Consider the following 12,812-nt stretch of genomic DNA (forward strand, 5'->3'; position numbering starts at 1 on the left):
CAATTAATATTTACCAAGCATATGTGGATATGACGTAATACGGAACCTCGCAAATTGTGGCGCCGACTTGCTTTCATGAGTTGCCGCACAGTTTGATGAAATTTCGAGAATAAGCCAGAATTCATTGGATTGTCGCTATGACAGTGGTCGGCTGAAGGGACGTGGTTGTGCCCGTTCCCAATCGCCGCCCGAGATACATGCGTAATCTTCCGCGGGTCCACGCTTCCAAGTTGGCAAGCACCCCTGGGGTCTGGCAGAAGCCTAAGTAGCCGCGCCATCCGATGAGGTACTGGCTTCGACGCCTGGGCCAGCTGCCGCAGACTTATGCCCCGGGTCTGGCGTACTCATATCCCGGATCAGCGCCTGAATTTGGCGAGGGCCTTCGGCACTATGCGCCGCTCGCTCCCGTCATTCGCGATGCTCACTTCAGGAACTTCCGATCCTCCGGCCGCGATTCGACGCGTGTTCGGCGTTGGGGATGCCGATTCCGAAATACCGCATGTGCGCAACATCAAGGATGCGATTTACCAAACTCGAGAAGGTGTATCCGGCGGTCCTCGCTGCCAGAACATAAGAGGCGCGCATACGGAGTGACGGCATGTTGTTGATCTCGAGGACAAAGGCCTGGCCGGAGCGGTCGATCCGTAGGTCGACGCGGGCGTAGTCCCGGCACTGGCACTCAAGGAACGTCGCAACCGAAATATCTTGCAGCACAGTCGCAAGCCTACTCCCGATTTGCCCCGGGCAAATTCTCCGCTGCTTAGCTTCCCGAGTCAGACAACGCTTTTCGCGGTCGCGGAAGTCGTATTCCACAAGGGGTAACACCTCGAGCTCTCGATTTCCAAGCAGCGCGACAGTGATTTCTCGCCCATCAATGTATTCTTCGACGAGTGCGTCCTGAGCATACAGCGTTACGATCACCTCCACGGCCTGCCTCAACTGAGCGGGCTCATGTGCCAGCTGTAACCCGAAGCTCGCGCATTCGTAACGCGGCTTCACTACCAATGGGAATCGCAGGTCGCCGGTAGTCTCGGTGCCGAGACGCATCACCCGAAAATTTGGCGTCGGCACTCCGCGATCGCGGATGAGCCTCTTGATGATGACCTTGTCGAACGCCAGACCATATCCAAGCGGGCCCGGTCCGGTACACGGCACGCCTGCCATCTCAAGCATGGCCGGAACGCCGGCTTCAGGGCGCTCGCCCTGACTTCCCCACGCCAAGTTGAAGACGATCCCCGAGGGCCGGGATTGCCGATCGGGGGGCATGAACCGCTCGAGCGTAGCGAGCAGTCCTTTGTCGCCGTCGCAAATCAGCGTCTCGTGACCTCCCTCTTGCAGCGCCGCCACCACGCTTTCCACCTCTTCGCGGTCGCCGAACTCCGGAATAGGCTGCCCGAACCGGTTGATCACACCTGTATGATCATGGTTCGATACGACTGCTACCCGCATAAGCTACTCCCTTGATGTTTGTCCGCCGTCACGTTTATTCGCTCGCCTTCTGTCAATCGAAGGGATCAGCACGTCTGGAGCCCGTGCCCCTTCACTACGTTCCATGCAATCGCCGTGCCGCCGAAGACATGGCGCGAGCAAGAGGAATAATCATGTCATCTGCGCTGCGCCGGCGGAATGGTCGCGCCCCGGTGTGTGGGGATTCGAATATAGACGTCATGAATGGTACACGGTTGAGTACGACAGCAATCGGCGTCTGTCTTATGAGCGGATGATGACGAATTGCCCCCGCTCTTGGAAGATCCCGTGCCATCACCAGTGCCAGTCAGGATTTCCATTGCACTGAACGGCCGCGTGGCTTGGAAAAAAGACACAGGCTGATGCCGCATGCCTGCCGAGCGCACCGCACCATATCCAGGCGCACCGCATGCGCGCGCTCTCATGCCGCTTGGCCACCCGCACCATGATACACCGTCTAGGCACGATCGCACCGCAGCGCTCTATGATTATGCCTTGCATCATGTGGTGCGCACCGCTGGCCGAGCACGGCCGCACTGCTCACCTTGGCTAATTGGGTCGCCTCAAGCACACCCCGAAACGGGGATCACCTCTCTTTCAATAAATGCCGGTTCGCTGTACGGTGCACACCAAAAGTTGAGAGTGTAGTCCGAGCTGGTTCGCACGATGGGCAGCTCGCATATGCGGAGCGAGCCTGGTTGGCGAAATGACAACGTCGGGCGAGCTTACTGAGGGGCTGCACTCGAAACTTGAAGTAGTTGCCGAGGCGACGCTCCTTTGATCGTTCCGGTCGTCCAGCTCGTAAACGCGAGAGATAGCGCTGCGGTTGTGGGAGATAACTGATAATGGCGGCCGATTGCCGAGCGCTTCAGGATCCGGATTCACGCCAATGCCCAGGCCCTCAGGCGGCGCAATATGGCCGCTGCGGCGAGCTGGGGCGAAAGGATCGAGCCGCGGAGTAACGTAACTCGATAGATCGCATGCATTCATGATCCGGCTGGATGGCGTCGACGCGCCAAGTGAAGGAGTGCACCCGTCGTAACGTCGGACCCCCATGTACCCTCGATACACATCACCCCAACCGCGATTCTTTCGTCGGTATCGACGCGGAGCAATGTGAGGCGATGGTATAGGAGGTCGTTCCACCCGCCAAGTTATAAGGAACATGGCTGATCAATGGCACTTGCCAAACCACTAGGCAGGTGATTTTCATTTGAAAGGCGTCGCATCTGAGCACCCTCCGCGCGTCTGAAGCACATTCTTGGCGAGATCTAGTCCCATTGTGACTCCGTCATTAAGATTGCGCCAGCCGCCTCTTAAGATTCCTGATCTCCTTCTTCGTCAAACCGAACTATCTACTGCAACTCTCGCGCCCGCCCGGCGCCATTCCGAGTTTCCCAGATCAAGTCCAAGTTGCGTAACATCACTTCCGTAACGCTGAAGGTTTGCTTCCCTTGCCGGGAAGTTAGGCGAGCGTCGATGTCCGGATAGATAAAGAAGGGAAGGGAAATTCGTTCGGCCGGACCGGTGTGCACGACCTGATGGGGCGTGCTCTGCAATTATATTTACAATCGCGTCAGATGAATATCTCTCACGTTTTCCTCGCTTATAGCAATACCCAAATTCATGAATAATGTGCGTGCAGGCTTGGCATGTTCCTGGCCATCGACCGACCAGGTCTCTAAGTTCACCACGTCGAGTTCCATCACTGCGCTGGCAAGATGGAAGGCGCGGCCTTCCTCAGGAACGAACTGCCCAAAACCGCGATGGTCCCAACCGACGCTTCCTTGGGCCGCACATCTTCGACCGCGTCTGCATCATCATGGGATCGAGCACCGGCTGACCAAACTACCATCCTTGAACCAGCGGTCAGGCCGAGCGGATGAACCGGACAATCGAGGATGCCACGGTCAAGGTCTACCACTACGACGATCTAGAAAGCCTCAAGGCCCATGTCGTGGCCTTCGTCGCCGCCTACAACTTCGCCAAGCACCTCAAGGCTCTGCGATGGAAAACACTCTACCATGATCTGCGGGGCATGGACGAAAGACCCGTCAATCTTCAAGATCGATCCGCGCCATCTCATGCCGGGACCACACAAACAAAGTCATCTCGACCTGCAACTCCCCGGTCTCGAGTGCACCAATCTTTGACGACGATCACCCGTTGCGTAGCTTCCTCCTCTGGTGCGGAGGGTGAGGGGCTTCAGATTGTTCCTGTTCGCCGGAGGTCGGAAAAGGTGTGATCGACCAATTGATTAAGTTGACGGCTCCCTCAAGTATCGTCTCGGTCTCAGAATAGCTGGGTGAAGCAGCGACGACATGTCCGATGCGGTCTCGATAGTCGCCTTTCCTGACGATCGGTGTCTTGGGTTTGGCGTACAATTCCACCTCGGCGACGCCAGGTAAACCAGCCGCCTGACAGTCGCCACTGATCCAATCTAGGGTGCCATCGCGATCTGCGATCAGGAACCGCGCGCCCGCAGAATGCGAATACTTTTTGCGCAAATCCGATCCCTCGCCGACCGTTAGCTTGATGTGCTCGGTGACGAGGTCGACGCCGTAAGCCAGCTGAACCAGCTGAGGATTGGCCCCACCCGCAATGCGCGGATTGACTTCAATGACGACGGGGCCACGCTTCGTCCACCGGAATTCAACGAAGGATGGCCCCCAGCCAAGGCCGAGAGCTCGCAAACAGCTGAGCGAAAGGTCGGCGATGCATTTATACTCCTCACTAGTCAGCGGGGCTGGATGGATGTACTCACGAAAGATGAAATGCGGTGGGGGGCCGAATTCAGCGGCCTCAATCCCAATGACTTCATTTCCCATTATGTCAGCGCTATAGTGCGGGCCTTGTGCGAATTCTTCGACCAATATACGCGGCGAAGACCGGTGCCTCCCGCTCAATAGATAGGTCGCATGTTCGGCTAGATCATCGACGTTGCGGCACAAGCGAACCCCAATGCTTCCGCTGCCTAGGGCTGGCTTGATAACCACCGGCAGACCGATCTGCGCGACAGCGCTTTCAACCTCCGCCGCATTCGCTGCCAAGCGATAAGAAGGCATTGGAACGCCGGCCTCCGCGAGGAGCTGACGTTGAGTAAATTTGTTGCAGCATCCTTCAATCGATGCGGGGTTCGGCCCCGGTAAATCGAAATACCGGCAGAGCTGGCCAACTGTGGCATAGATCGACTCGTCGTCGCCCGCAAAGCCCGTAATGCCAGCAATGTCATACGTCCCACCCAGCCGGGAGCATTCGTAGATCAGCGCATCGAGACTGTTTGTATCGACACGGATTGTCTCGATGCTTTCCGCCGCAAGGTAGTCGTACCGAGCTGGATCAGCCGACAGGGTGATTGGATGAAGACCAAGGCGCTGGGCTGCTTTCATATACAGCAGTCCGATACGATTATGCCCTTCAACCAGGATGAGCGCTCTTCTTGTCATTGGCTGTTCACTCTCCGTTGGGTGCTGTCCGGCTGCCTGAGCGTCAATAGGCGTCGGCTTCTTGTGCCCTACCGAGCCTCAGACCCTTGCGGTGAAGGTAACATTGTCAGCGACTTGCGGTTGCAAAGATACTGTAAAGATGTTTGAAGGATCTGTTGCAGGGTTATGGTTAGCAGCGGTCGGCGGCCGCCTATCCGGAGTCGGCGAGTTCTCCGTGAGAGAAGGCGACGACGCCTCACCATCGATCTGTCGGTCTTGGCACGACGCCGCCGGCGCGACGTGGCAATAGAGGCGGCGTCGACGACATGGCTTTCGATCCCTCGGCCGTGCCAGCAGTCCTGTGATATCGCCGCCGCGGACCGCATGTTTCGACATCTTCTCCCCACTGCGCGGCGACAGCGAGCTGATCAACCAGGTCGATTTGCTGAGTTCCAAAGAAACGAAGATCGCGCCAAGATCGGTGGATAGCGGCAGGCGCCGCAGATCGATCGGCTACAACACGCATCGAACATCGAACCACAAAGCCAAAGCACCCATGGACCAACGGCCGGGTCGAGAGAATGAACCGGACCATCGAGGACGCCACCGTCCAGCGCTTCCACTATGAGAGCCACGATCAGCTCCGGCAGCATTTCACCGACTTCGTCGCTGCGTACAACTTCGCTCGCAGGCTCAAGACCCTCAAGGGCCTCACGCCCTACGAGTTCATTTGCAAGGCATGGGCTGCACAGCAGAACGCTTCAAGCTTGATCCGCTCCGCAAATGCCGGGACTTCTCTATTCGGCGTGTTGAAGGCAATCGCTTTCAAGCTTCCTCTACCACGCGCATTTGATGTCTTTCGCGAGGCCGTGCTTCTCTTCGGGATCGGCGCGTTGGCCCTCCCAGCATGGGATCAGTTGGAGTGAAGGGGACAACATAAACAGCGTTCTCACCATGTTGCCGCGGTGGAAACGAGTCCCGGCACGTCCTCTCTTCATCCTCCGTCCCGCGAAGGACATTCATCCGCCCCTGGCGGATCTGGTTATCGGATGTTCTCCCTTTCGTTTGGTGGACCCGCTTTATCACCGCCGTCGCTTCCTCTCGCGCCCACCGGAACTCATTGCCATCGGACCATATTCTGTGCAGGGCATGGGCAACGGTCGCTCTTTGTCGGCCCCGGCGCTTAGCGACGTTCATCGCCCAAGCTTTCAGCCATGACCACTTTTTCATCACCGTCAGCAAGACTTGAGCGGCTTCATAAAGTAGCGTTCGCATCATGGCGTCACCGCAGGGAATACGTAAGGCTTCGACAGCATGCTGACGCGCGCGCTCGTTGCGGCACGCACCAGGCTGGTCAGGATCACGACCGAACTCTCAAACCAGATCCGAGGGCTCATGAAGACATTCGGACTGCTTGTTCCCGCCGGCAAAGGAAGCACGTTCGAGAGGAATGTCCGCAATCTCCTTGTCGACCAGGACGGCCTCCTATCGTGCTGCCGAGGCTGGAAGCCTGGCGCAACATGCGCGTTCGGGCCGCGGAACTCGGGCGTCAGCTTGTCGCTGGTGCGCGTCAAAGCCGAGCGATCCCCGGTGTCGGCGCAATCACCGCGACTTCGTTCGTGACCGCCGTTGAGGAGCCGGACAACTTCAAGAAATCTCGCTCCGTCGGCGCCTGGCTTGGCCTGACTACCCGACGATACCAATCGGGAGAGGTCGACTATGATGGCCACATATCCCGGCGGGGCGATCGTCATTTGCGGGGGCTTCTCTACGAAGCTGCGACGGTCCCGCAGCTGCGCCGACAGCAGCCTGCGAACATGGGGTCTAAAACTCCGAGAGAGGATAGGCTTCAAACGAGCCGCCGTTGCCGTAGCCCGCAAACTGGCGGTGACAATGCATGCGATGCTCAAGACCGGCGAGTTCTTCGACAGGACCGCTGGCGCGACAGCATGACGGCTTTAAGGATCGCGTTCAGTCTCTGAGCGCGCCGAGACGTCCCTGCCGGGGCGTGGACAGAGCCATTCCGCTGATGGGTTGCACCGCTGGCTCAGCTGAGTGCGGTGCTGCGCTTCTGGCTGATGGGAACGAGGTCACGTCTTTCAGCAGCCTCGACCGCAGGAAAGGGAGAAGCGCAGCATGAAACACTATTGTGCACTGGATGTATCGGTGGAAGAGACCGCGGTTTGCATCATTGATGAAACAGGAACAATTTGCCGCGAAACAAAGGTTACTACTCACCCCGATGATTTGATCTCGGTGATAAAGGACCCGAAGTGGCAGATTGAGCGGATCGGTCTTGAAGCCGGACCACTGTCGCAATGGCTTTACGAGGGACTTGCCAAGGCAGGACTGCCCGTGATCTGCATTGAGACCAGGCATGCCAAGGCATTTGAAAGCTCAACCGAATAAGACCGACCGTAACGATGCCCGTGGGATAGCCCAGATGATGCGCGTCAATCTCTATCGGCCTGTGCATGTGAAGACCCTCGACGAGCCAGAAGCACTGGGCATTGCTGACAGCGCGCAAACTACTTGCAGGGAAAAGACCATCGCCATCGAGAATGACATTCGCGGATTGTTGCGCAATTTCGGCCTGAAAGTCGGATTGGTTGGAAAGGTTAAATTCGAGGAGCGGATCAATGGTCTCGTCGAAGACAGGCCTGAGCGACATCATGCAGCCTTTGTTGACTGGGCGCAAATTGCTGCGCCAAGAGTTCACCAAGCTGCACAAGAAGGTCTTGGATTTGGTCCGTGAGGATGAAGTCTGCCGCCGGTTAACGACGATCCCCGGCGTCGGGCCCGTTGTCGCTCTGACCTATACGGCAACCATCGATATACCTGCGCGGTTTGCACATTCAAAGGCAGTTGGCTCGGTGCTCGGCATGACGCCGTATCCTGTTGTGGTGACGCGATGATGCGATCCCTGCTTTAGCAGCGCAGGTCCTGCTGGCTAATGTCAAGAAATGATCTTGGCTAAAAGCCTGGGCGGTGAATATCGCCAAACACCGCGGCAGGCAAAAGGCGGTTGTAGCCTTGGCCCGACGGCTTGCGGTGATCATGCATCGCATGTGGGGTGACGGGACCGAATTCTGCTGGACACGGGAGAGCTTGCCTGTTGCTGCGTAATTAGCAACCAGGATAGCGAGAGCCAAAGGAGACAATAAGATTCCGCCGTCGGTGGAAAGTTGTCCTTCGCAGGGTCGGGCGGCTTGGCCACCGCTGGTCCTGTTCAAGGCGCTTTTACTGCAGTCGCTGTACGGACTTTCGGACCGTGAGTTGGAAGAGGCGCTTGGCGACCGGCTGTCGTTCCGGCGCTTTGTCGGGCTCGGGCTGGAGGAGAGCATTCCCGATCACACGGTGCTTTCGCGCTTTCGCAATCTGCTTGTCGGCGAAGGTCTGCTTGATAAGTTGTTTGGTGAACTGGACCGGCAGTTGGAGAAGGCCGGCGTTATCCTGAAGCGTGGCACGATGCTGGATGCCACGCTGATCAATGCGGTCTCATTGCCGCCGACGGACGAGCGGACCTCAAAGGAAGCGGACGCCCGTGGCACCGTGCGGCAGGGCAAGGGCGGCTTCACCTTCGGCTACAAGGCTCATGTCGGGGTGGATGAGGGCTCTGGCCTGATCCGCACGGTGATCACCACACTAGCCAACGTCAACGACACGGTGATGGCCGATGCCTTGATCTGCGGAGACGAGAAGACGGTGTGGGCGGACGCCGCTTACGACACCCCTGCTCGCCGCGCCCGGCTCAAGGCCGAGGGCAAGAAGGTGCGCATTGCGCGCCGCCCCAACAAGCATCATCCGCAGTTGCCGCCGCTGCTCAAGCACTACAATCGCCTGATCGCAAGACGCCGCGCGACGGTCGAGACTACCTTTGCCACGCTCAAAAACCGCATGAAGCTGACCGCGATCCGTTATGTCGGGCTGGCCAAGGCGACCGCCCAGCTGACGATGGCGGCGACCGCATTCAACATGCGCGGATGGGCCGCCATCACGGGATAGGTGCGCCTACAATCCGGCCGTAAGAGGCCGCACCGCCGCCAAAACCCCACCAAGGCGCTAGAGCTCAAGATTACGAGCGAAATCCCTGCAATCCGATCCCTTCAAACATCCCTCCGCTACTGCGCAACAGGCCCATAATGGGAGGGCCACAAAGGCCGAGCCCGGAGAGAAGCGCGATACTGCGAAGACATCAATGACCATTGGTGCGGATGGTCAGAAGGTGTTTGACCTCACCACGCCAAATAGAGCAGACAACCCATATAAACATCTAGTGTTGGTGTTCGACAAGGTCGCAGAGCTCGACAGAGCCCGGTAGGGAGAGTTCTCTCAGCGCACCTCGCCGAGGTGCGGCGCGTCGTCGCCGTATTTGCGTAGCTTGACAAAGCCCGAACTATCTACTGCAACTCTCGCGCCCGCCCAGCGCCGTTCCGAGTTTCCCAGATCGAGTCAAAGTTGCGTAACATCACTTCCGCAACGCTAAAGGTTTGCTTCCCTTGCCGGGAAGTTAGGCGAGCGTCGATGTCCGGATAGATAAAGAAGGGAAGGGAAATTCGTTCGGCCGGACCGGTGTGCACGACCTGATGGGGCGTGCTCTTAAAGCGGTCTTCGCTCAAGGCCTGAAGCATGTCGCCCAGATTGACAACGAGACTGTCGGGCAAGCTCGGTGCCGGCACCCAGCGCCCCCCGAACCAGACCTGCAAGGAGCGCGTCGGGAGTTCTTCCTGCAGCAGCAGCGTGAAGAACCCATTGTCGGTATGCTTTCCGGCTGTGCCACCAGTAGACGGATACCGGATCACGCGCTGCAGGACGGTCGGCGGGCTGAAATGGCGTCGGAACCAGCCCTCTTCCATTTCGAGCAGGTCGGCCAGCGCGCTTCCGAGCTTCGGCACAACCTCATTGACCACGGTAGCCTGCAAAGCAAGCAGGCTTCGGGCAAAACCAGGAGCCAACGCGTCATCCGGAAGGTGTGTGCGTCCGGCAAACAGGCGCCGGTCACCTTCGTTCTCTATCCCGAGGTCGAACATTTCCTTCGGATCGGGACCAGCCTCGGGATGTAGCACCTCGCCGTGCAAGGGACTGTATCCACGGGCGGTAGTGGGGTACACGTCTTGGGCGGCGTGGCCGAAACGTTCCTTTGTCGATTGTGGCAACGCGAAGAACCGCCGGGAAGCCTGGATGGCTTCTGTAATCTGTTCTTTCGGGATGCCGTGCTCAAGGTAGAAGAACCCGTACTCCTCGCATGCCAGGCGCAGGCGCTCGCGCTCTTCGTGTCGCGTTGCATCGGCTGTCAATTTTGTCAGTGAGATTTGCGGTAGCGTGATCATAGCTGCTTCTCCGTTCGCGCATTGGCTTTATGGGTCACTTGGAAAACCCAGTAGTGGGCGCCCTCCTCCGCGAGGTATCTGCCGTTGCTTAAACACTGTGCCGTCACAAGCAGGTCCTCATCCTGCAGACGCCGCACCTCATCTTCAAAGGATGTGGCCTCCGCCATAGCTTTTCATGTCCACCAGAGAACAAGATCCGCCCGTGCGAACCCGAAAAAGCTGTTCAGCACTAGGCGAGGCTTTCCGTTGCCTGATTGACCGGTGACCCCGTGAACGAAGCCGCCGTCGATCAGGGCGATGTCCCCGGCCTTAAGCTGGAACTCGCGACAAGGAACGGTTTTTAGATAAGCTGCCGAATAGGGATAACCCGTGGCCTCTACACCCTGCAACTTTCGGTCCGCGACGGTCGGCTTATGGCTCCAGAGCCGCAGATTGCCACCTTCCTCGGGCATGCTGGGATAAAAGTTGAGTGCTGCGACAGTGTTGTGCGCCACCGATGAGAGCTCATAACCGCTCCCAGCACATAGGACTTGAGCGACATCGTCGTGGGGGTCCAATGAAAATGTGCCGCTCCCAGACCAGCTGATAGCACGACAAACATTGGCCTGACCGTGTTCTGAACGGGCCAGTCGCAATTCAATGCCCTGATTGTGAAGCTCGCGCTTCAATGCGCTGAATATTGCTCGGACCGGGTCAACCAAATTCTTAAACAGGGCCTCGACGTACGGTCGTGCATTTTCGGCCTCGGCGAAATAGGTGGCTGCATCCTTCCTGTAGTGGGATGCGCCGACATAGTCTCCTGGCACTCCATCTTTTCGCTGCTTGAGACCGGTACTGACACTGAAGTTTGCGCTGATCTCCTCGGCTACTTCAGTACTGAAAGCCTGCTTAACGTGCAGAGCGGTCGTCTCGCCTTTCAGGACTGAGATGATGTCCGCAGTGCTGATCGAGCCGATCCGCTTTATGATGGAAACAGGCGAGATGGCCGGCGCTTGAGGGGCCTTACTACGCATTGTCTTGCTCCTTTAGTGCGTGATCAAGAATGGCAATGCCGTTATCGAGTTCGACATTGGTGATGGTTATCGGCGGGAGAATTTTGATAACGTCGCGAACTGGCCCTGAAGATTCGATAAGCAGACCGTTTTCGAACGCGACATCGTGCACGCGGCCAACAACGGCCGGTGAACGGCACTTGAGGCCAGCCATCAGGCCGCGGCCGCGTTTTTGTTCAATGTATCTGGGAAATTTCGCGACGAGGCCGTCAAGGTGCCCCTGCAGTTTGGCCGCTGTCTGCTCCACGCCTGCAGTAAACCGGCTGTCCGACCACATTTTGGACATGGCCCCTGCCGTCACGAAGGCGAAATTATTGCCTCTGAAGGTCCCGCTATGTTCTCCGGGCTTCCATATGTCTATATCGGGGCGAATAAGGACAATTGAGAACGGACTACCTGAACCGCTCAGTGACTTGGAAAGGCACACGATATCGGGTTCAATTTTCGCGAACTCGAAGGAAAAGAAATCGCCTGTTCGGCCCGCACCCGCCTGGATATCGTCGACGATAAAAACAATGCCGTGCTTGCGGCAAATGCGCTGAATTTCTATGAGCCAAGCCGCGGATGCGGCGTTCATGCCCCCTTCTGCCTGGATGGTCTCCAGAATGATTGCGGCCGGCTTTTCTATGCCGCTCCCTGGGTCGCTCAAAACGCAATCAATGTAATTGGCGGAATCGAACGCTTGGCTCGGATAGCCGTCATAAGGGATACGAATCACATCGTGGCGCGCAACGCCTCCCAGTTCTCTGGTAGACGCCGACCCGGACACCGCCAGCGAGCCGAGGGACATACCGTGGAAAGCATTGGTGAATGCCATGACGCTCGAGCGGCCGGTATACTTTCGCGCAAGGGCCAGCGCCGCTTCGTTGGCGTTCGTGCCGGTTGGCCCCGGAAACTGTATCTTGTAGCAAAGGCCCCTTGGCTTCAGGATCGAATCGACAAAGGCTTCAATGAAGTCACGCTTTGCCACCGTATGCATATCAAGCGACAGGACAATGTTCTCACCGACAAGATATTCAATTGCTGGTCCCATAATATTCGGGTTGTTGTGTCCGTAGTTGAGTGCGCCGGAACCCACAAGGAAATCGATGTGAGGCTTGCCGGTCTCGTCCCAGATCGTCGCCCCCAGGGCCTTCGTAAAGACTGCGGGAAAGGCCCGACAATATCGGCGAACATTGGATTCATGAGCCGTGAAAGCGTTGATGTTCATCTTTAGGTCCTCTGCACGGAGATCATTCACGGGGAGAGTGATAAAACTTTCTGATCGTGGTAAATGTTCTTCACATTGACACCAGAATCGTCGGATCGACTTTTTTTGGGCCGGTACTTCGCCGGAATGCTAATTGGTGTGGCTCTCTCTCTTCAAAATACCCCCATTATTGCGTTGTTCCAGAGCTGGTACCTAGGGGAAATGCGGTGGACAACATATAGATTTTCCAGGCAAGCACCGATACTACGGCATCGAGTAGTTGACGGATCAGCCCCATCGCCCCTGCGAGAATTCGGCCGACCAAAACCATAGGAGTCGTCCGACTGAC

The 12,812-nt window shown here is 57.5% G+C and carries 6 protein-coding genes and 7 pseudogenes; 5 read left to right on the forward strand and 8 right to left on the reverse strand.

All coding sequences use genetic code 11. The features are described from left to right. Positions 1 to 121: 121 nt before the first annotated feature. The gene (locus tag MESCI_RS33365) at positions 122 to 241 is read right to left on the reverse strand and encodes a hypothetical protein (protein WP_245262920.1); all 120 of its coding nucleotides are present in this window, start codon (positions 239 to 241) and stop codon (positions 122 to 124) included. Positions 242 to 426: 185 nt separating this feature from the next. After that, a complete protein-coding gene (locus MESCI_RS28850) occupies positions 427 to 1,449 on the reverse strand; it encodes a D-alanine--D-alanine ligase family protein (RefSeq protein ID WP_013533466.1) in 1,023 nt (340 codons plus the stop codon). Between the two features lie 1,689 nt (positions 1,450 to 3,138). Between MESCI_RS28850 and MESCI_RS28860 the strand changes: the two are divergent. Continuing rightward, positions 3,139 to 3,620 (forward strand): annotated as a pseudogene (locus tag MESCI_RS28860) (integrase core domain-containing protein); the annotation flags it as partial. 6 nt (positions 3,621 to 3,626) lie between these two features. Here the strand turns inward: MESCI_RS28860 and MESCI_RS28865 are convergent. Both MESCI_RS28865 and MESCI_RS28870 read right to left on the reverse strand, forming a co-directional pair. Then, positions 3,627 to 4,913 (reverse strand): ATP-grasp domain-containing protein, encoded by a 1,287-nt coding sequence (locus MESCI_RS28865; RefSeq protein WP_013533467.1) that lies wholly within the window; start codon positions 4,911 to 4,913, stop codon positions 3,627 to 3,629. Positions 4,914 to 5,158: 245 nt separating this feature from the next. Beyond that, positions 5,159 to 5,402, reverse strand: a pseudogene (locus MESCI_RS28870) (IS110 family transposase); the annotation flags it as partial. 14 nt (positions 5,403 to 5,416) lie between these two features. Between MESCI_RS28870 and MESCI_RS28875 the strand changes: the two are divergent. Continuing rightward, a pseudogene (locus MESCI_RS28875) lies at positions 5,417 to 5,705 on the forward strand (integrase core domain-containing protein); the annotation flags it as partial. Between the two features lie 273 nt (positions 5,706 to 5,978). Here MESCI_RS28875 and MESCI_RS32870 read toward each other — a convergent pair. Continuing rightward, positions 5,979 to 6,179, reverse strand: a pseudogene (locus MESCI_RS32870) (IS110 family RNA-guided transposase); the annotation flags it as partial. Between the two features lie 15 nt (positions 6,180 to 6,194). On the opposite strand from MESCI_RS32870, the pseudogene MESCI_RS28880 reads away from it, so the two are divergent. From MESCI_RS28880 to MESCI_RS28890, 3 pseudogenes are all read left to right on the forward strand, one after another. Then, positions 6,195 to 6,845 (forward strand): annotated as a pseudogene (locus MESCI_RS28880) (IS110 family RNA-guided transposase); the annotation flags it as partial. 183 nt (positions 6,846 to 7,028) lie between these two features. After that, positions 7,029 to 8,018 (forward strand): annotated as a pseudogene (locus MESCI_RS28885) (IS110 family RNA-guided transposase). A gap of 72 nt (positions 8,019 to 8,090) precedes the next feature. Beyond that, positions 8,091 to 8,897 (forward strand): annotated as a pseudogene (locus MESCI_RS28890) (IS5 family transposase); the annotation flags it as partial. 395 nt (positions 8,898 to 9,292) lie between these two features. Here MESCI_RS28890 and MESCI_RS28895 read toward each other — a convergent pair. The 3 genes from MESCI_RS28895 to ectB form a co-directional block, all read right to left on the reverse strand. Beyond that, complete coding sequence (locus tag MESCI_RS28895; RefSeq protein WP_013533468.1) at positions 9,293 to 10,222, reverse strand: 2-oxoglutarate and iron-dependent oxygenase domain-containing protein; 930 nt, start codon at positions 10,220 to 10,222, stop codon at positions 9,293 to 9,295. Positions 10,223 to 10,395: 173 nt separating this feature from the next. Then, positions 10,396 to 11,235 (reverse strand): 2OG-Fe(II)-dependent halogenase WelO5 family protein, encoded by an 840-nt coding sequence (locus MESCI_RS28905; RefSeq protein WP_013533469.1) that lies wholly within the window; start codon positions 11,233 to 11,235, stop codon positions 10,396 to 10,398. After that, entirely contained in the window at positions 11,228 to 12,484 is a 1,257-nt protein-coding gene (gene ectB / locus MESCI_RS28910; RefSeq protein ID WP_013533470.1) for a diaminobutyrate--2-oxoglutarate transaminase, read from the reverse strand. The genes MESCI_RS28905 and ectB overlap by 8 nt, the downstream gene beginning before the upstream one ends. Positions 12,485 to 12,812: the final 328 nt, after the last annotated feature.

This window comes from Mesorhizobium ciceri biovar biserrulae WSM1271, from assembly GCF_000185905.1.
GTDB classification, from domain to species: Bacteria; Pseudomonadota; Alphaproteobacteria; order Rhizobiales; family Rhizobiaceae; genus Mesorhizobium; species Mesorhizobium ciceri.